18 protein-coding genes are annotated in these 18,099 nt (G+C 41.8%); 14 read left to right on the top strand and 4 right to left on the bottom strand.

Annotated elements, in window-relative coordinates:
- Positions 1–84: 84 nt before the first annotated feature.
- The 10 genes from DFP77_RS00435 (at position 85) to DFP77_RS00390 (ending at position 10,956) form a co-directional block, all read left to right on the top strand.
- Positions 85–1,002, top strand: a complete 918-nt coding sequence (locus DFP77_RS00435; protein ID WP_114410334.1) for a LysR family transcriptional regulator — start codon at positions 85–87, stop codon at positions 1,000–1,002.
- Positions 1,003–1,443: 441 nt separating this feature from the next.
- Positions 1,444–3,123, top strand: coding sequence for a sensor domain-containing diguanylate cyclase (locus tag DFP77_RS00430; protein WP_114410333.1), 1,680 nt, complete (start codon positions 1,444–1,446; stop codon positions 3,121–3,123).
- 154 nt (positions 3,124–3,277) lie between these two features.
- On the top strand, positions 3,278–3,835 hold the full coding sequence (locus tag DFP77_RS00425) for a molybdopterin-binding protein (RefSeq protein ID WP_114410332.1): 558 nt from the start codon (positions 3,278–3,280) through the stop codon (positions 3,833–3,835).
- Positions 3,832–4,971 (top strand): GGDEF domain-containing protein, encoded by a 1,140-nt coding sequence (locus DFP77_RS00420; protein ID WP_114410331.1) that lies wholly within the window; start codon positions 3,832–3,834, stop codon positions 4,969–4,971. The genes DFP77_RS00425 and DFP77_RS00420 overlap by 4 nt, the downstream gene beginning before the upstream one ends.
- 300 nt (positions 4,972–5,271) lie before the next feature.
- Positions 5,272–6,291 carry a substrate-binding domain-containing protein gene (locus tag DFP77_RS00415; RefSeq protein WP_114410330.1) on the top strand — a complete coding sequence of 340 codons (1,020 nt, stop codon included), beginning with the start codon at positions 5,272–5,274 and terminating at the stop codon, positions 6,289–6,291.
- An 18-nt stretch (positions 6,292–6,309) separates the two neighbouring features.
- A complete protein-coding gene (locus tag DFP77_RS00410; RefSeq protein WP_114410329.1) occupies positions 6,310–7,317 on the top strand; it encodes an ABC transporter substrate-binding protein in 1,008 nt (335 codons plus the stop codon).
- A gap of 82 nt (positions 7,318–7,399) precedes the next feature.
- Positions 7,400–8,212 (top strand): ABC transporter permease, encoded by an 813-nt coding sequence (locus DFP77_RS00405; RefSeq protein WP_114410328.1) that lies wholly within the window; start codon positions 7,400–7,402, stop codon positions 8,210–8,212.
- Position 8,213: 1 nt separating this feature from the next.
- A complete protein-coding gene (locus tag DFP77_RS00400; RefSeq protein WP_114410327.1) occupies positions 8,214–9,002 on the top strand; it encodes an ABC transporter permease in 789 nt (262 codons plus the stop codon).
- A gap of 44 nt (positions 9,003–9,046) precedes the next feature.
- Positions 9,047–10,138, top strand: a complete 1,092-nt coding sequence (locus tag DFP77_RS00395) for an ABC transporter ATP-binding protein (RefSeq protein ID WP_114410326.1) — start codon at positions 9,047–9,049, stop codon at positions 10,136–10,138.
- Positions 10,132–10,956 carry a phosphodiesterase gene (locus DFP77_RS00390; RefSeq protein ID WP_114410325.1) on the top strand — a complete coding sequence of 275 codons (825 nt, stop codon included), beginning with the start codon at positions 10,132–10,134 and terminating at the stop codon, positions 10,954–10,956. The genes DFP77_RS00395 and DFP77_RS00390 overlap by 7 nt, the downstream gene beginning before the upstream one ends.
- A 4-nt stretch (positions 10,957–10,960) precedes the next feature.
- On the opposite strand, the gene zntR is transcribed toward DFP77_RS00390, so the two are convergent.
- Positions 10,961–11,395: a Zn(2+)-responsive transcriptional regulator gene (gene zntR, locus DFP77_RS00385; RefSeq protein ID WP_114410324.1), complete on the bottom strand. Its 435-nt coding sequence runs from the start codon at positions 11,393–11,395 to the stop codon at positions 10,961–10,963.
- Positions 11,396–11,576: 181 nt separating this feature from the next.
- Here zntR and DFP77_RS00380 point away from each other — a divergent pair, with 181 nt between their 5' ends.
- From DFP77_RS00380 to trhA, 3 genes are all read left to right on the top strand, one after another.
- The gene (locus DFP77_RS00380) at positions 11,577–12,341 is read left to right on the top strand and encodes an undecaprenyl-diphosphate phosphatase (protein WP_114410323.1); all 765 of its coding nucleotides are present in this window, start codon (positions 11,577–11,579) and stop codon (positions 12,339–12,341) included.
- 147 nt (positions 12,342–12,488) lie between these two features.
- Entirely contained in the window at positions 12,489–13,583 is a 1,095-nt protein-coding gene (locus DFP77_RS00375; protein ID WP_114410322.1) for an amidohydrolase family protein, read from the top strand.
- A 111-nt stretch (positions 13,584–13,694) separates the two neighbouring features.
- Positions 13,695–14,345, top strand: coding sequence for a PAQR family membrane homeostasis protein TrhA (gene trhA, locus DFP77_RS00370; protein WP_114410321.1), 651 nt, complete (start codon positions 13,695–13,697; stop codon positions 14,343–14,345).
- Positions 14,346–14,380: 35 nt separating this feature from the next.
- Here the strand turns inward: trhA and DFP77_RS00365 are convergent, their stop codons facing one another.
- Positions 14,381–14,779 (bottom strand): helix-turn-helix domain-containing protein, encoded by a 399-nt coding sequence (locus DFP77_RS00365; RefSeq protein WP_114410320.1) that lies wholly within the window; start codon positions 14,777–14,779, stop codon positions 14,381–14,383.
- A 161-nt stretch (positions 14,780–14,940) separates the two neighbouring features.
- On the opposite strand from DFP77_RS00365, the gene DFP77_RS00360 reads away from it, so the two are divergent.
- The gene (locus tag DFP77_RS00360) at positions 14,941–16,095 is read left to right on the top strand and encodes an EAL domain-containing protein (protein ID WP_181858468.1); all 1,155 of its coding nucleotides are present in this window, start codon (positions 14,941–14,943) and stop codon (positions 16,093–16,095) included.
- Positions 16,096–16,202: 107 nt separating this feature from the next.
- Here DFP77_RS00360 and DFP77_RS00355 read toward each other — a convergent pair whose 3' ends face one another.
- Together DFP77_RS00355 and DFP77_RS00350 are read right to left on the bottom strand one after the other, a co-directional pair.
- Positions 16,203–17,279, bottom strand: a complete 1,077-nt coding sequence (locus tag DFP77_RS00355; RefSeq protein ID WP_114410318.1) for an ROK family transcriptional regulator — start codon at positions 17,277–17,279, stop codon at positions 16,203–16,205.
- 24 nt (positions 17,280–17,303) lie between these two features.
- Positions 17,304–17,954: an SGNH/GDSL hydrolase family protein gene (locus DFP77_RS00350; protein WP_114410317.1), complete on the bottom strand. Its 651-nt coding sequence runs from the start codon at positions 17,952–17,954 to the stop codon at positions 17,304–17,306.
- Positions 17,955–18,099: the final 145 nt, after the last annotated feature.

Genomic DNA, 18,099 nt, shown 5'->3' with positions numbered 1-18,099 from the left:
CTATTAGGAGTTATTATTTACTTGTTTTAATGATTTGATAATTGGTCTATTGTTTGAAGTATTATCAAATTATTTGGAATAGTTGTGCAAAACCTTGGTGATATTCGATTATTTGTTGAAGCTGCAAATTTAGGTGGTATATCAGCTGCAGGCCGTAAGCTTGGGCTGTCTCCTGCCGCAGCTAGTGCACGTCTTAACAATCTTGAGGCGCATTTAAAATCTCGGTTATTTGAACGGACAACGCGCAGTCTTCGGCTTACAGATGAAGGCAAAGCTTTTTTGCTTTATTGCCAACAAGGGTTAGAGGCGTTTGATGATGGTTTTGCTTTTCTAGAAAACCGCACTCAGGCGGTTAGCGGACGAATTCGGCTTTCAGCTACGTCGGATTTTGGTCGACATAAGTTGACTGGTTGGTTGGATGAATTTAATAAGGTTTATCCAGATGTGCAGTTTACTTTGTTGCTTTCAGATTCATTATCCAGTCTGCATCGTGACGATATTGATTTAGCTATCCGTTTTGGCGAGCCTCAAGATAGTTTGTTTATAGCTCGTCAATTGGCTAAAAACCGACGAGTATTGTGCGCTTCATCAACGTATCTTAAAAAACATGGTTCTCCCAAGTCGCCAAAAGACCTTGTCCAGTTTCCCTGTATTGTTTTGAGTACAGACAGCGGCCCCATAAACCAGTGGCTATTCAAATATGACGAAGAAGTAGAAAACGTTACGATTTCGATGGAGTGTGCAAGAGAGACAAATGATGGGGCTATAGCTCGTCAATGGGCAATTGATGGACATGGAATAGTCCTAAAATCTATTTGGGATGTAGCAATGGATATTGAAGAAAAACGACTAGAGGTTGTCTTACCTGAATGGAGCTTTACCGACGCCCCTGTGCATGCGTTATATCACAAAAATCGCTATATGCCAGCTAGAGTAAGAACGTTCCTTGATTTTCTGCGTAAACGTTTTGATGATGAATCTCGACGACTATGTTTAGTTTAATCGTGATTAGATAAATGGGGGCAGAGTAAATTTAAATCGGTCCACTTAGCTAATCACTCTTCATCCTACTCTTTATGAGCATACCAATAATAAACAAAGCACTAACTTAGCATACTGAATAGTTAGGTAACATTAGTGTTTTATACTGTAGCGTTGTGTTAATGCTTTAGCTCTTTGTTTACTGCTATACCGTTCTCAGCGGTACTTTTCGTGCTTTGGTCTCTTTATGATTTGGCTGTTTTTGTGAGGTTACTTGATATGCTGCTGAATTGTATAGAGACTGAATAACATGGTTGAAAAGCTTCAATCTTGATAAGCAAAAAATGGTCCTGAACGTGCTAGAGACATATCTTTGATTGTGTATATAAAGTGCAAGTATAGGCGTGTTATGATGCAGAAATATCCGCAGTTAACTTTTATTTATTATCAGGTTTACAAGTCATGTTAAGAGGCTTTGACACTTTTCGAAAGCGAATCACTTTGTTATCTGGTGGTTTGCTTCTTTCTTTAAGCTTGGTGCTTATTGCTTCTTTTTACCAGCTCACCTCAACTCGTCTTTCGCACGCGAGTGGGGAATCTCTCGTCGGCATCAGCCAATCCATTTCAAATATGTTAACCGCCAATATTGCTGAGCGTAAGCGGGAAGTTATTCTGCTTAGTAAGCGTACTTTTTTATATGAAAATCAAGATCTAAGTGATTTGCAAGACGTAATAGATCGAATCAAAAGCTCCTATAAAGACTACGCATGGATAGGTTTTGCTAATCCCGATGGGTTGGTATTAGCGTCAGGTAATGGGTTGTTAAAGGGGGCGGATGTGAGTCAGCGACCTTGGTTTATTAATGCTCGAACCGCTCCTTTTGTTGGCGATGTTCACCCAGCACTCTTGCTTGAAAGTCTTCTGCCTAAGCCGAAGGATGGGATTCCTATTCGCTTAGTTGACTTTGCGGCTCCTGTAACCGGTGAAAATGGTGAGTTTAAGGGAGTTGTTGGAATACATGCGGATTGGACTTGGGTAAGGGATATTATTTCCTCTTCATTAACTGAGGCATCGAAACGAAAAAAAATTGATGTCTTTATCATTGATAGAGATAGGAATGTTTTATATCCAAGTGGTAGTGCGCAAGGTGATATTGCTGTACCAAAGGAATTGCCTAAGAATGGTCAATTCAAATCGCTGGTGTGGCAAGATGAAGAGGCTTATTTAACCAGCTTGGTTTCTGTGGGTTTTCTAGATTCAACGAAGCTTGGTTGGCAAATTGTCGTGCGTCAGCCGCTGTCTATTGCTATGGCAACCGTCAATGAAGTGCATAAATTATTGATTTTGTTTGGTGGGCTTGCCACTTTGTTTTGTATGTTCTTGGCTTACCAATTTGCGAGTACTTTAAGTCGCCCTCTTGAAAGGTTGGCGCTCACAGCTCAAAGTATTCAGCAAGGAAATCGTAATGCGACTTTCCAAGATGATAGTAAATTGAGCGAAGTTGCGAGCCTGAGTTGTTCATTAGAAAAAATGATGTCTTCTTTATTGGTGCGAGAACAGTCTTTAATGCAAATGAATCTCACGTTAGAAACAAAAGTACGCACTCGAACGGCCGAACTGGAAGCCAGCAATCGGTCACTAGAAGTGATTGTGCGACAAGATCCATTAACTCAAAGTTATAATCGCTTGGCTTTAGATGAGGCTTTGCTTGATGAATATAATTTAGCGAAACAATCGCAGCGGCCGTTCGCTGTGATTATGGCCGATGTCGATTATTTTAAAAAAGTAAATGATGTATATGGTCACACGGTTGGCGATACCGTACTCAAAAAAATGGCTGTCCTATTTTCCCGTCTGGTCGGGAGTAAGGGCATGGTTGCTCGATTTGGTGGTGAAGAGTTTACGGTTCTATTACCTAATTTCCTTGTCGAGGAGGCTGAAATTATTGCTGAGACTCTTCGCTCGGCTCTTGAAAAAGAAGAGATGAGTGATGGTTTATTTGTCTCGGCTAGTTTTGGTGTGGCTATCTACCTCGCTGATGATTCACACTATGAGCAGGTGCTGAATCGTGCAGATGCCGCGCTTTATGACGCTAAAGAACAAGGACGAAATAGGGTTGTTTTGAGCGCGATTACTAGTTAATAACTTTGTCTCAAAAGTTGCCTTTGATACTTATTAGTGTAGGAAAGCAGACAAAAAATTACGATTTACAACATCATAGAGGAGAAAAAAACAGTATTATGTAGACCAATCAAACCACAGACTTAATTAAGCGAGACAGGCTCAAAGGGCGTATATGAAAATTTTTTTGAGTTGTTCCTTATTCAAAATAAAAGCCGTCAAATCATACCTAGTTAAGTTAATTTTGCTGATGGCAATCTCTTCGCTTCTCAATGCCACTGCATACGCCGTAGACGTTTATCCTAGTGACCTTTTACCATCTTCTGATACATCTGCAGTACTCACTTTGGGAGTATCCGGCCAAGAAGTTTCAATATCTATGGCGGAAATAGAATCTCTTCCTCTGTTTGATACCGAAGACATGGTGCATTTTGATGGTCCTCAAGGGCGTTTTAGTGGTATATGGCTGGATGATTTATTAATAAAGTATGGCCTTAACGATTCGCCAAGACTGCGCTTTATTGCTATTGATGGATATGAAGTATTTATTCCAAAAGAAAGTATAGAGAGAAAGCGTTATCTGATAGCTACCCGCTTAAATCGCCAACCTATTAGTGCTGAAAATCTAGGGCCTTTACTGTTAATTATCCCTGCTGATGCTGGCCTTGCTTCACACCTTTCTGAAAGTAAAAACTACTGGGTTTGGGCTCTCAATGAAATCTTGTCTCAATGATTAAAACCAGTGCAAAGCAAATCAAAATTAGAATCTGGCTGATTTTCGCCGTATTTCTAAGCTTGTGTGTTTGGTCCGTATTTTATTTTCAACAGCAGTCTAGGCAGTTGCTTGGTTCAAATTTTACGGCGCTGGCAATTGACATTACTCAAGCCCAAGAGGATGTTCATTTGCTAAAGCGGTCTTTGGACTACTTAAAGGAAGACAGCCCATTTTTTGATATCAAAGAATTGAAAAAAATAATACTAAGACTCCAGTATCGTATTCCTCTAATTGATAGAAAAATGAGTGATAGTACAGCCGAAGACTTTGTTTATGTTGAATATATAAATCAGCTAAATGAGACGAAGCTTGCTTTGGAGACGTCTCAACAAGATATTAGAGCATTCGAGCAAAACAAAAATGCCAAAAAAATGCTCGTTAAACAGCTTACCCAACTAGAGTTGGACTTGGCACTTTCCTACACAGGTCTACACAATGTAATTCAATCGGCTTCTAACATAGAGCGTCGTCTAAAGAATGAACTCACGTATTTAATTTGGGGGTTGATTGCTACAATATTGCTGGTTGTCTCAGCTCTTTTGTTAGTATTGACTCGTCTTTATTGGCATAAGGAATTCCTTACCATACAAAATAATCGAGACCATTTAACTCAATTGCCTAATCGACGTTTCATTACAGAAAAAACACAAGCTGTTTTACTGAATCGGCCGCAACAGATTGGTTTTGCTATTATTGATTTAGATTTCTTCAAGAAAATAAATGATCTATATGGTCACCCAGCTGGCGATGAAGTGCTTAAAATGATTGCTGATATACTAGAGCATTCGATTTCCTCGCCTAATTTTGTCGCTCGTCTTGGTGGAGAAGAGTTCTGCATACTGTTCTTAGAGAAGACTCAAAATGAAGTAATCGACATTTGTGAGAAAATTCGTCAAACAGTGGAGCAAACCAAGATCAAGGTGAACAACAGTGCCTTGATCCACACCACGCTCAGCACAGGCCTTTATTACCATGAAGGAGATAGACAAACTACCTTTAGTCAAATCTACCAACATGCCGATCAGGCTCTTTATCTAGCTAAAAAACAAGGTCGTAATAAACTTGTACTTCATGACAATAATGTTGAATTGTGATTTAGCTCGCGTGTTGCCCTTCATCTACTCTAGTTGTTCTTTACTCTCTTTGGTGGCTACCCACCCTTAATCTCATCAAGTAACGAAAAAAATAAAAAATAATTTGTTTATTTTTTATTCTTTTTTATGTGTTTATTTCCCTATGAAACGATAGTGTTTCAGATGCTAAGTTCTATTAAAAACTCACTAAATGGTATTTAAAATCTCCTAAATTGCTGTTTGATGTCTTTTTTTGTCACAAATTCGTCACTTATGATTTCTATACTCCGCAACATCTTATGGTTGTCGAAGAAGGTCATCATGAACATCAAGGACGTAGCAGCGTTAGCTGGCGTGTCGCCTGCAACGGTTTCCCGATGCTTAAACAATACGGGTCCATTGAATGAGATAACGCGTGCTCGTATTGAAAAAGTGGTTGAGTTAACTGGCTACGAGGTGAATCAGGCATCTAGGCAGGTGGATTGGAATCACAATCCTACCATCGGCGTCATGATTCCTAGCTTACTTAACCCTGTATTTTCTGAAATTGTATCGGGAATACAGAAGCGAGCGCGCCACTTTGGTTATTCCGTCATTGTTGTTGATACCCAATATGAACGCGGTCTAGAAAAACAGGCCATTATAGATTTGATTCGACAGCGTGTTGCCGGCGTGATTTTGACGACTGCCTCGGTAGAAGACAACGAAGCCTTGTCTTTATTACGAGAGTTTAATTTTCCTTTTTGTCTTGTTCATAACCAATCATCAGATGAGCCTTGCGTGTACGTTGATAACTACCAAGCAGGCAGTGAAGTCGCTGAACAATTTTTAGCACTCGGTCACAAACGAGTAGGCATGGTGGCTGGGCGCTTTCAATCTTCTGATAGGGCTAAGAAACGATACTTGGGTTTTACTGAGCGTTTAAAGCAGGATTCGTCTTTACCTTCTGTGCAATTGATTGAAGTCGATCAATATGCCTTAACTCCCTTTGATCAAACTCAATCTTCTTTTTTCGATTCTGCTAATGCCCCAACGGCTTGGTTTTGCAGTAATGACCTGTTGGCGTTGAAGCTAGTTAATCATCTTAAGTCTAAGGGCGTTCTTGTGCCTGAAACTGTATCTGTTGTCGGTTTTGACGGTATGGCGCTAGGGCAAATTTTATATCCGCCACTCGCCACCATTCAGGTTCCGCATCATGACATGGGTATGTGTGCTGTGGATTTGTTGTTTAACGCCAAGCATAAAACGGCGTTGTCTTTAGTTAGAAAGTTAGATTTCCAAACCCACTTTGTGGGCACCGTGGCTGAGTGTCAGCCATCCATAATGCGAAATGTTCTTTAAATAGCAGGAGAAAATTCGATGAGTATCTTTAAAAAGGTTTCTAAACTGGCAGTTTTATCATTAGGGATGACAGCGGGAGCATCTTTCGCAGCGGATGCGATTTGTTATAACTGCCCACCGGAATGGGCAAACTGGGGTGGACAGCTTGAGCTGATCAAAAAAGATCTAGGTATTTCCATTCCAATGGATAATAAAAACTCTGGTCAGTCTCTGTCTCAATTAGTTGCAGAGGAAAACAGTCCTGTTGCGGATGTTGTCTATTATGGTGTGTCTTTTGGTATTAAGGCTGCTGAAAAAGGGGTTGTTGCACCTTATAAACCGAAAAACTGGGACAAGATTCCTCAAGGTCTAAAAGACCCACAAGGGCGTTGGTTTGCGATTCATTCTGGTACCATCGGCTTCTTTGTTAATAAAGATGCGCTTGATGGTAGACCGGTTCCACAGTCATGGGATGATCTTTTAAAACCAGAATATAAAGGTATGGTCGCTTACCTTGATCCGACTAGTGCCTTTGTTGGTTATGCCAGCGCGGTAGCTATCAACCAATCTTTTGGGGGGGATATGAGCAACTTTACCCCGTCAATCAATTACTTCAAAAAGTTGGCTAAGAACCAGCCAATTGTGCCTAAGCAAACTGCTTACGCTCGGGTTATTTCTGGTGAGATTCCGATATTGCTGGATTACGACTTCAATGCTTACCGCGCTAAATACAAAGACAGTGCAAATGTACAGTTTGTCATTCCTAAAGAGGGTTCTGTGGTCGTGCCATACGTGATGAGTGCGGTGAAGAACTCACCACATCCTGATAATGGTCACAAAGTACTGGATTTTGTGTTATCGGATAAAGGCCAGCAGGTATGGGCGCAAGCCTATCTTCGTCCTGTTATCTCTTCTGCAATGACACCTGAGATTGAGGCGAAGTTCTTGCCTGAATCAGATTATAAACGGGCTAAAACTGTGGATTTTGCCAAGATGGCAGAAGCTCAAAGTGATTTTGCTCAGCGTTATTTGAACGAAGTCCGTTAATTTAATAATGAAAAGGGTGGTGTGCAGACCGCCGCTCTTTTCATTACTCATGTTGAAGTAATCAGTTAAAGAAATATCTTTTATGAAGCAAAACAGGCAATACACTTTATTAATTATCCCCGCGTTGATTATCAGTGCGGCATTTTTTCTATTACCTATGGCAAAACTGGTATGGCTTTCATTGGCTGAGCAGCATGGCATTAGCTATTGGTATATTTTGACCAAACCCATGTATTTGAAAAGCCTTTGGTCAACTTTTTTATTGTCTGCTGTGGTGACCATCGCCAGTTTAGTCATTGCAACTATTGTGGGCTTATTTTTGACTCGGCATGAGTTCAAAGGCAAATCAATATTAGTCGCCATGTTGAGCTTTCCTTTGGTGTTTCCTGGCGTGGTGATTGGCTTCTTCGTCATTATGCTCGCAGGTCGACAAGGTTTGTTTGCTGAGCTTGGCCTTGCTCTGACTGGCGACCGTTGGACGCTTGCCTATTCTATTTCCGGTCTCTTTATTGGTTATTTGTACTTCTCTATTCCTCGTGTCGTGCTTACCGTGATGGGCGCTGCAGAGAAGTTAGATCATAACTTGATGGAGGCGGGGCGTTCGTTAGGCGCTAACCGCTGGCAGTTATTACGAGATGTGACTTTGCCTGCGTTAACACCGGGGTTGATTTCCTCCGGCTCAATTTGTTTTGCCACTTCCATGGGCGCGTTTGGCACGGCCTTTACTTTGGCTACCAACCTGAATGTTTTGCCCATGACGATTTATACCGAATTTACCCTGAATGCGAACTTTGCTATGGCGGCAGCGCTTAGTTTGATTCTCGGCTTTATTACTTGGCTGTGTCTGACTATCGCGCGACGTCAAGGCGGTTCGTCATTAGGAATGGGAGGCTGATATGAAAAAGGGGATGTATTTTTATTTGCAGCTGGCTTTCACTTTGCTCGTTTGTGCTTTTTTGATTGTGCCGATTTTCATGTCGATCACAGCGGGGCTGACTAATAACTATTTTGTTGGCGTTAAGAGCGGTCTGACTCTTCGCTGGGTTGAGCAGGTTTGGAGAATGTATGCCGATACTATTTGGCTGACCATGGGGATTGCCCTAGTGACGACTTTGGTGAATCTTTGTATTGGTGTGCCTTGTGCTTACTATTTAGCTCGAACACGCAGCAAATTATCGGCGTTTTTGGATGAATGTCTGACGCTGCCCATTGCTATACCAGGTATGGCAATTGCGCTCGGCTTAATTTCTGTTTATGGCGGTATTAGTGAGTTTCGTATGAGTTGGTTATTTATCTTGGTTGGGCACGTGATTTTTACTTTGCCATTCATGGTGAAGTCGGTGTTGGCGGTATTGCAAAGTATTAACTTTAGAGTGTTAGAGGAAGGAGCCGCCAGTTTGGGAGCGAGTTTTTGGCAACGCTTTTTTCATGTCATCGTGCCTAATTGCAAAACGGGTATTGTCAGTGGTGTCTTGATGACTCTGACCTTGTCTGCAGGGGAATTTAACCTGACGTGGATGTTGCATACACCGTTAACCAAAACCTTGCCAGTGGGGTTAGCGGATTCTTATGCCTCAATGCGGTTGGAGGTGAGTTCGGCTTATACCTTGATTTTCCTTGGGATGATTTTGCCTTTATTGATCGCGGCACAGTGGCTGAACCGAAAACCGAAGCGTATGGCATAGAGCGGATATAAACGCATCTACGAATAAACAAGATGAGTAACATAATGAAAAATACAGCAACAAGTGTGGCGATTACTTTAAAGCAGGTACAGAAAACTTTTTCAGACGGGACATTGGCTTTAAAGCCTTTAGACCTGCACATTGAGAAAGGCGAAATTTTAGTTTTACTGGGACCTTCTGGTTGTGGCAAAACCACAACGTTGCGCCTTATCGCTGGTTTGGAGTTTTGCGATCAAGGCGGGCAAATTTTGTTTGGTGAAAGAAACGTCACCAACATTGCCATCGAACAACGCCGCGTTGGTATGGTGTTTCAATCCTATGCCTTGTTTCCCAATATGAATGTGAGTGAGAACATCGCGTATGGATTGCGAGTACGTGGCGAGAGCAAAGAGTTAAAACAGAAAAAAGTCCAGGAAATGCTTGAGTTATTTGATCTTGAGTCTTATGCCCACCGTGGCATTGATCAGTTGTCTGGTGGGCAGCGTCAGCGAGTCGCTTTGGCGCGTGCCATTATCACAGAGCCAGAAGTACTCTTGCTTGATGAGCCTTTGTCTGCCTTAGATGCCTTGTTGAAAAAACGCTTGCGAACGGACATCAATGCGTTGTTGAAACGTTTAGGTATCACCGCGGTTTATGTGACTCACGATCAAGAAGAGGCGATGGCGATGGGAGATCGAATTGCCATTTTGGATCGCGGTGAAATTGCGCAAATTGGGACCGCTGAAGAGGTTTATTTATCGCCAAATAGTGAGTTTGTTGCAAACTTTATTGGTCAAATGAATCATTTTGATGGCTTATTGAATGGTCAAGCTCTGTCTTTTAGCTCTAATTTTATTCCGTTGCCTGAAGCATTATTTTCTAGCTGCAAAGAAGGTGACCGACTCCGATGTATGGCTCGTCCTGAGGATATGCGCTTAACGACGTTTGAGGACGCCACGCTAAAAGGCGCCGTGTCACACAGTGTATTTTTAGGAGACAGAACGCGAGTTTTGCTCAGCGTAGAAGGTGTTAAAGAATTGGTACATGTGGATTGCTTTGAGCGAAAACGCTACAGCATGGGGGATCGAGTTGGTTTAGTCATACCTCCTTCATGTCTTGTGTTATTGCCCAATTCTGGATCGGAGGAAGTATGCTAATTGCCCAGTTAACAGATTTGCACATCAAAAAGGATGGAAAAATTGCGTATCAAAAAGTGGATACTCTACAGTGCTTAAAAAATGCTGTTAACCATATTAATGAGTTATTACCTCAGCCAGATTGGGTGGTGATAACCGGTGACTTAGGTGACTTTGGTATACCTGAAGAGTACGAGGTCTTGGTGCCAGAGCTAAAGAAGCTTAAGGCGCCGGTTAAGGTTATTCCTGGGAATCATGATCATAGAGATCATCTTAGAGTGGCTTTTGATGGATTTGCGAGTTTTGATCACCCTGAGTATTGCCATTTTTCCCAACAAGTTGATGGCTACCATCTAATTGGTTTGGATTCCTCTGTCTTGGGTAAGCCTTATGGGAAGCTAACGCCAGAATCGTTAGTCTGGTTGGACTCTCAACTTAATGAGCAAAGCGCCTTACCGACATTGATTTTTCTCCATCATCCGCCGATGAAGGTGGGAATTGATCATATGGATGTACAAAAACTTCTTAACGATGAAGATCTATGGCAAGTGCTTCAGCAGCATAAACAAGTCAAAGGTTTGGTAGCAGGGCATTTACACCGTGCTATTTATGCAACATGGAATGGGCTGCCAGTTTGGGTTGGGCCATCTCACAGTCATGCAGTGACCTTGGATTTAAACCCTAATGCACCTTCTAGATTTTCCCTTGAACCGCCAGCGATTCAGTTGTTTAAACTTGAGTTAGACAGTCTGGTGAGTCATATCAGTTATATTGAATCCGGAGAAAAGTCAGCGGGCCCGTTTCCCTTTTTCGATGAGAATAACAAGCTGATTGATTGAATATCTAATCATGATGATGTTCATGACGGACATCATCTGTATTGGATTCTAGCGCTTCAAGTATGGTGCAATGCTCGGCGCTTTCTTCACCGCCACAGCAGGCATCGGATAGGCGTTTGAGTGAGGTTTGAAAACGAGTGAGTTCTGCAAGTTTCCTTTCGACAGCTGAGAGTTTGGTATCGACAAGCTCTTTAACATCAGCACAGGCGTTGTCGGCTTTATTAACTTCAATTGAAAGTAATTCACGAATTTCTGCCAGAGTGAATCCAACGTTCTTTGCGCGTAGGATGAATTGCAGAATGTCTTTGTCTTTTTCAGTGTAAAGACGATAGCCAGACTCAGATCGACTTGATGGGCTGAGTAGGGCGTTTTTTTCGTAAAAGCGTAATGTGTCATTGTTGATGTCACAGGCCTTTGCTAGTTCCCCAATGCGATACATTTCTTGCTCCTGTTTATTTCCTTTCAGTATAAACCTTAGATCTAGGTCCTAGGTCAAGATTCTTGTTAAGCATTTTTTATTTTTCTTTCACCTAAAATGTTTTACATTGCCGGCGCAAATGATTATGCATTTGATTTCATTGAATGGTCCAGTCGTTGTAAGTAGTGGAAGGTAGGTTGTAGTGGATGTATTTCATAGTGTCATTCTTGGGCTGGTTGAGGGAGCGACAGAGTTCTTACCTATCTCTTCAACAGGCCATTTGATTGTTGTTAGTCAATGGTTGGGAATGGAGCAATCAGAAGGCAATAAAGCGTTTGAGGTGATTATTCAGCTGGCGGCTATTTTGGCGGTTGTGGCGAATTATAAAGAGCGTTTTTCTGTGAAGTATTTCCGTTTATGGTGCCAGGTATTCGTGGCCTTCTTACCGGTTGCTATAGTGGGCTTTTTATTTCGGCATCAAATAAAAGCGATGTTTTCCGTGTCTGTCGTAGCGACCATGTTTATTGTCGGAGGTGGAGTTTTTTTACTGACAGAGAGGTATATAAAGCATAAGTCTCCGAGAGTGAATAGCTTGGATGATCTGGATTTTAAGCAGTCTCTGTGGGTCGGTATTGCCCAGATTTTTGCGCTTATTCCCGGCACCAGCCGTGCAGGCTCAACGATTGTGGGGGCCTTGCTTGTGGGATTAAGCAGAAAGGCCAGTGCGGAGTTTTCCTTCTTATTGGCGTTACCTGTGATGATGGCTGCTTCGGGTTATGATCTTCTTTCCAATTATAACGAGTTCTCGGGGGAGCTGTGGGTACCTTTGGCAATTGGGTTTGTAGTGGCTTTTCTAAGTGCTTTTATTGTTATGAAGCTGTTTATGGTGTTTTTGGAAAAATTTACCTTTGTGGCATTTGGCTGGTATCGCATTTTATTTGGCGTTCTTTTACTGGCTTTTGCGTGATAATTTCATTTATCAATGACTTATAGCTCAAGACGATTTTCTTAGTGTTGTGATTTACAGTGATATAGTGGTTTACACATTAGAAGGGATGTTTTGTAATGTTCCTTTCTGTTTACCTTTTCAATGTGATTCAGTGGGATGTTTGTCATGCGTCGTTGTTTTCCTTTCGCCATTTTTGCTTCTTTGTTAGCTGGAGGTTGTGCCTCTTCTGATAACACCCCAGTAAATCGTTCATTAGACTCATTTAAAGGTTCTTCAGCTTGTTATGATCGAGAAACAGAGCCTTACACTCCAGTTGTAGATACGCATTTACATTACCGACCATTTGATGGTCGAGCGATTCCCTTTAATGAAGTGAATGACTATTTATCTCAAACCAGTGTGCGCTTTGCCAATGTGTATGGCATTGGACAAATGTTGCCAGCTAACTCTTCTTGTTCGAATTATTTAAAATGCCCAGGCACGCCAGTATCGCCTACAACGCGAAATGATTTTGTTAATGCTGCGAACATGGTGGAGTACAAGCCCGATGATCTTCACCTGACTTTGTCGATGACCTTTACGGACTTGTCTGATCCTGAACCGACCGTTGCCTTGATGGAGCTTTACGAAAAGGAATACCCAGGACTATTTCACTGGATGGGGGAAGTGAATTTGGTGAAGCAAGCTCAATTTAATAATCGACATAAACCCGCGACACCAAAAGACATCACAAAGTGGGCGGGTTTTATGGCCGAGTTAAGAGCCAGAGATTACCCGATAACGATTCACTCCGATATCGGTAACAACGCAACGCCAACCTTATATTTGCCCTTAATGGAGAAAGCGTTAACACTTTATCCTGATAATAAAATCGTCTGGGCGCACATGGGGATTTCTTATGAACAAAAATCGTTGGATGCTTCAGAACACATTGCTATTTTGTCGCGCCTGTTAGATCAATACCCGAATTTGATGATAGATATTTCGTGGCGTGTTCTTGAAGATTACTATTTTAGTAAGTTTGGGAATCGGAGCGAGTACGTTGCTTTTATGAATCGTTACTCAGATCGTATTCTGCCTGGCTCTGATTTTGTTGCTTTTCGCGGAAATAATTTTAAGGTGTATCAATCCGAGCTGGAAGCGACTAGCAGAATTCTGCAGTATATCGATGATGATGCCTTTCGAAATATTGCCTTGGGTGAAAATTATTTTCAGTTGTTGGATCTAGAATATCAAGCGCCCATTATTTGTCAGAGTTAGTATGTAGGTTTTTGTTGCTAGGCTTCCATTGTTTATTCATTCTCTTTCGTTGTTAATTTTGTTTTCTTGCTCCATGCTGGTATGAGTCCAATTAACGTTAGGTAGGGAAGTATGGGAAAGCTGACGTCTAACCGTCACCAATCGCTTGGAGAAGAAGTGGCTAATAGTATCAGCCATGGTTTAGGCTTAATTGCTGCCATTGTTGGTACTCCGTTTCTTATTTTGAGCGCGATTCGATACGCTGATTTGAGTTACGTTGTTGGAGTCAGTGTTTTTTCAGCAACGATGATCATATTGTATTTAGCCTCTACTCTTTACCATGCAATGCCTAAAGGTAAACTAAAATATGTCTTTCGAGTAATCGATCACTCGGCTGTGTATTTATTGATTGCCGGAACTTATACGCCATTTATGTTGGGGGTATTGGGTGGTGCGTGGGGTTGGTCTTTACTAATATCTGTTTGGGTGCTTGCAAGTATTGGCGTTGGGCTAAAGGCGTTTGGCAAAGTCTCTCACCCAGCCGTTTCAACCATACTTTATGTTGTGTTGGGGTGGCTGATTCTTATTGCGATTAAGCCGCTTGTTGCTTTGATGGCACCAACAGGACTACTTTTGTTAGTGTTGGGCGGCGTGCTTTACACTCTTGGTGTGGTGTTTTTTGTGCTGGATTCACGATTGCGCTACGGGCATTTGGTTTGGCATTTATTTGTACTTGGTGGGACAGTTTGTCACTATTTTTCAATCTATTTTTATGGGGCCTAAAAACACATAAGTTGCTATATTTTAAAATGATTTGTTTATGAGCTGGGTTTATTTTGCCAGCTATGCAGAGTTTTAAGCTGTTCTAATAACAATGATTTATTGCTTGGCGTTAACTCATTAAATAACGACAGCATTGTTTGTGAATCTTGCTTTAGTAAAAGGCTATCCACTTCTATTTTTTCTTTTTTCAGCATACCTTCTTGCTGTAAAAAAACCGATATCTGGCTTATTGGCTGCTCACTAGCCGTGTATAGCACAGACGGTTTGGTATCGAGTGCTTGAGCAATCTTGTGTAGTACCTTTTGTGAAGGCTGCCTTTGACCTTTTTCAATGCGCGATATATTGCTGGTTGCTATATCAGCTTCCAGGGCTATTTGCTCTTGCGTCAGACCCCTTTGAGTCCTCAAAGTTTTTATCACATGTCCAATATTCATACTTTAATTATCCGTCCTGCTTTGCTTACAGAGCAAAACCTATAAGGCAATTCACTTGACACATTTTGCCTTATAGGCAATATTGGCTGGATTTTGTGTCTAAAAGACAAAATTTTGATTGCGTTATGTACGAATCGAGGCATGCAGTTGAAGGTTTTTTTGTGAAAAATGATGGTTTAGATACTGAGTGCGATTGGCATCACATACAAGAAACGAATGGTGGCTTTATTGTATTAAACAGTAAGGGTGTGATTGTTTCTTGTAACGATGAGGCGAAATTAGCTCGATTGGCTCTAACAATACAGACAATACTACCGTTTGATCGTTTTTGGTTAGATGATGAGAGTCGACTGTTTCAGCTGAGTGAGTTCAAAGATTCTATTGGAAAGGAGGCCAGGCTTTTATTTATGGATAATGGGGTTAATACACATAAAGTGAAAGTGTGGGCGGATGCTTTTTGGTTATTAGGGAAGCAATATTACAGCCTGTTTTTTCAAAACCGCTTAGTAGAGCAGGAGCATGTAGTTGCATTGTCTTCAGCTAAAAAAGTTCAGGCTTTGATAGATGATCTGAATGACGACTTGCTCGACCTGCATTATCAGCCACAGATAAATATTACAGATAATAGCCTTCATGGTGTGGAGGTGTTAGCAAGGTGGACAAACAAAGAATTTGGCCGTGTTGCTCCTGACGACTTTATTGCTTTGGCAGAAGAGCATGAGTTAATAGCGGATTTGGATATATGGGTAATGAGTCGAGCTTGTCGGCAATTAGCGCTATGGCGAGAGCAGGGCATTCACATCCCTACCGTTGCCGTTAATTTTTCACCGCTTACCTTTACTTACGCCCACCTAGAACAAAAGGTACAAGCTATTCTAGAGGAAAATAGCTTATTGCCATCGGATTTGGTTATAGAAGTGACTGAGAATAAGTCCATCAACACATCGTGCTGTTTTGATAATACTATTGCACGAATTCATGCGCTGGGGGTGGCTATTTCTTTAGATGATTTTGGGACGGATTATTCAAATCTAAAAAGGTTGTTAAAATTTCCCGTTTCCCAGCTCAAGTTAGATCGCTCTTTTGTCAGTGAGCTGCCTAATAAACTATCAAAAGAATTAAGCGAGGTAGTGTTCTCTATTTGTCAAAAGATTGATGCTGTGCCAGTTGCTGAAGGTGTTGAAACACAACAACAATTATCTTATTTATCGACTATAGGCTATCAGATTATCCAAGGATATTTATTGTCTCCACCTTTATCGAGAGAGGAACTAGAGTATTGGATTGCAAACGAAGAGCATTTGAAAGTTCTGTGAATTAAAGGTGATATTTTTATAGACTCCAGTACCGTAGTTTATTGGGCTCAGGAGTTTATAGAATAAATACAAAAATGTATGCCCAAGAATGTTATCAAACGGAATATTTACAGCATGAATCGGCCAGCGAATGGAAGACTAGCAGCTCCGACGGCTTTTGGGGCTTTCGTTAATTCGCTAACGACAACTTCTGGTCCTGTTTCAGGTAATACCAATGCAGTGCTGATATTTTGAAGCATAGTATTGGGAATATAGGATGACAGTAGCAGGGCTTCAACATCAACAAATTGACTTGCGTCGCGTAGTTTCTCGCGAATGAGTGCAGAGCATTGTTCTGTCCATTCTTGCAGGTCTTTTGAGTGTTGAGACTCCTGCTCTGTTAGTTGTTCTAATTCATTAATAGATAGGTTATCTGATCCTAGTCGTTTCTCAAGCTCTAAGGTTCCGCCGTCATAGGTTGCGCTAGTTGCACTACGAAGAATTTGGTGGTTCAACACAAGGCGGGAGTGGATTTGGGCACCAATATAAAAGAAAAGGTAGTTCTCTAGGTTTTTGGCCTTCCCGAACATGCTTTCGCCAGAAGCGGCTGAGGTTATATCGGTTTGAATAAATACCTCTAATGAAAACTCTTTTTCAAGTAGTTCTCGGAGAACATTTAGCGCCTCAGATTCGCGGAAAGTATCAGCCAAAGCAAGACCAATTCCGGCGACTCGCTCCCTTTTCTTAACGGACAGTTTTGAAAGAAGTTCTTCTACTGCCACAAAGATATCAGGGTGTACTATATCATTTCCTGGAAATTCATGGGAAAACTGAGAGTGTGCGGTAATCTCGCCTAAAAAATTGATCAAGACGACATGGGTCTTGCGAATACCGATACTAATCCCTATTGAATAGGCGCCCTCTGCATTAAGGGAAAGGGGGATGGTCGGTGGCCCCACGCGGCCTTTTTGTGCGCTGCCACTAACGATAAGGCCCTCTTTTTCGAGTGAACGCACTATGACTGAAACAGTCTGCGCGGATAACCCTGAACTCTCACCAATCTTTAGTCGTGAGATATTACCATTGCGCAAGAGCATTGAAAGAACCAAGCGTTCATTGTGACTACGTACTCTAACGGCATTTAATCCAGACGTACGGTCAGCAATACGGAGTGGATTTGGGGGGGAAAAGCGCATGTCTGGCATTAGCAAACTTCCATGATTTGAATCTTAATTATCATTTATCCATCCAATATTAACTATCTCTTGAGCAAGGGCTTCACCTAGTAAATGGTGTGCTTGGAGGTCCATGTGGAACCCATCTTCAGGGGCGCTAACACAAACGGATGAGGCATCAAAAAAATGGACTTCTAGTGAGTCGGCCATTATTTCGTAGGCCATGGCCAGCTCTCGTGAAGTTTTCTGTGCTCCTTCGAATATGGCTGACCATTCTTTAAGGTCGTTTAGCATAGGGGGAGGAGAAACAATCAAGATTTCGGGTACACGTCCGGCTGGACCCGGCGCAAGTTCTTTGATGTCGTGTACTAGACAGCTGATTCCCATTGCGACTTCAGACGCTGTTAGCCAAAATCGACGTTTCAGGTCATTGGTTCCTAGCATCAGTATGATTAAGTCCAGTGGTGCATGGCTTTGCAGACAGGGTGTTAAATAGCGCCGACCATTCTTATGCTTGCCTTCAACTGGGTCGTTGCGAACCGTAGTACGGCCACTCAATCCTTCTTCAATGACATGCCAACTACTTCCTAGTTTACGTGCTAGAACACCAGGCCATCTGTCATCTGGTCCAAATCGCTCCGTAGATTGACCGCCTGGTATTTGGCCGTGTGTATTGGAGTCGCCATAACAGAGAAGATTTTTCATGAGGGAATGTCCACCGCTGAGGTTTGTACTACTTATTTATTAACTGCTTAATGGCTTTTGTTTTTGCCATTGCGTTTGATTATAGGCAGTTTGGGCGGGTTTGTGCAACAACAATAATTATTCACTATGAATGATTTAGTTAATC

The sequence above is a fragment of the Marinomonas foliarum genome (assembly GCF_003337275.1).
Classification (GTDB): Bacteria; Pseudomonadota; Gammaproteobacteria; order Pseudomonadales; family Marinomonadaceae; genus Marinomonas; species Marinomonas foliarum.
Note: the sequence above shows the minus strand (reverse complement) of the source record. Positions and strands in the feature narration are given on the sequence as shown.

What these genes read in the sequence shown, in the direction of transcription:
- DFP77_RS00430 (WP_114410333.1), top strand. Translation starts at nt 1,444, where the DNA reads ATGTTAAGAGGCTTTGACACTTTTCGAAAGCGAATCACTTTGTTATCT.
- DFP77_RS00425 (WP_114410332.1), top strand. Translation starts at nt 3,278, where the DNA reads ATGAAAATTTTTTTGAGTTGTTCCTTATTCAAAATAAAAGCCGTCAAA.
- DFP77_RS00420 (WP_114410331.1), top strand. Translation starts at nt 3,832, where the DNA reads ATGATTAAAACCAGTGCAAAGCAAATCAAAATTAGAATCTGGCTGATT.
- DFP77_RS00415 (WP_114410330.1), top strand. Translation starts at nt 5,272, where the DNA reads ATGAACATCAAGGACGTAGCAGCGTTAGCTGGCGTGTCGCCTGCAACG.
- DFP77_RS00410 (WP_114410329.1), top strand. Translation starts at nt 6,310, where the DNA reads ATGAGTATCTTTAAAAAGGTTTCTAAACTGGCAGTTTTATCATTAGGG.
- DFP77_RS00405 (WP_114410328.1), top strand. Translation starts at nt 7,400, where the DNA reads ATGAAGCAAAACAGGCAATACACTTTATTAATTATCCCCGCGTTGATT.
- DFP77_RS00400 (WP_114410327.1), top strand. Translation starts at nt 8,214, where the DNA reads ATGAAAAAGGGGATGTATTTTTATTTGCAGCTGGCTTTCACTTTGCTC.
- DFP77_RS00395 (WP_114410326.1), top strand. Translation starts at nt 9,047, where the DNA reads ATGAAAAATACAGCAACAAGTGTGGCGATTACTTTAAAGCAGGTACAG.
- DFP77_RS00390 (WP_114410325.1), top strand. Translation starts at nt 10,132, where the DNA reads ATGCTAATTGCCCAGTTAACAGATTTGCACATCAAAAAGGATGGAAAA.
- zntR (WP_114410324.1), bottom strand. Translation starts at nt 11,395, where the DNA reads ATGTATCGCATTGGGGAACTAGCAAAGGCCTGTGACATCAACAATGAC.
- DFP77_RS00375 (WP_114410322.1), top strand. Translation starts at nt 12,489, where the DNA reads ATGCGTCGTTGTTTTCCTTTCGCCATTTTTGCTTCTTTGTTAGCTGGA.
- trhA (WP_114410321.1), top strand. Translation starts at nt 13,695, where the DNA reads ATGGGAAAGCTGACGTCTAACCGTCACCAATCGCTTGGAGAAGAAGTG.
- DFP77_RS00365 (WP_114410320.1), bottom strand. Translation starts at nt 14,779, where the DNA reads ATGAATATTGGACATGTGATAAAAACTTTGAGGACTCAAAGGGGTCTG.
- DFP77_RS00355 (WP_114410318.1), bottom strand. Translation starts at nt 17,279, where the DNA reads ATGCCAGACATGCGCTTTTCCCCCCCAAATCCACTCCGTATTGCTGAC.
- DFP77_RS00350 (WP_114410317.1), bottom strand. Translation starts at nt 17,954, where the DNA reads ATGAAAAATCTTCTCTGTTATGGCGACTCCAATACACACGGCCAAATA.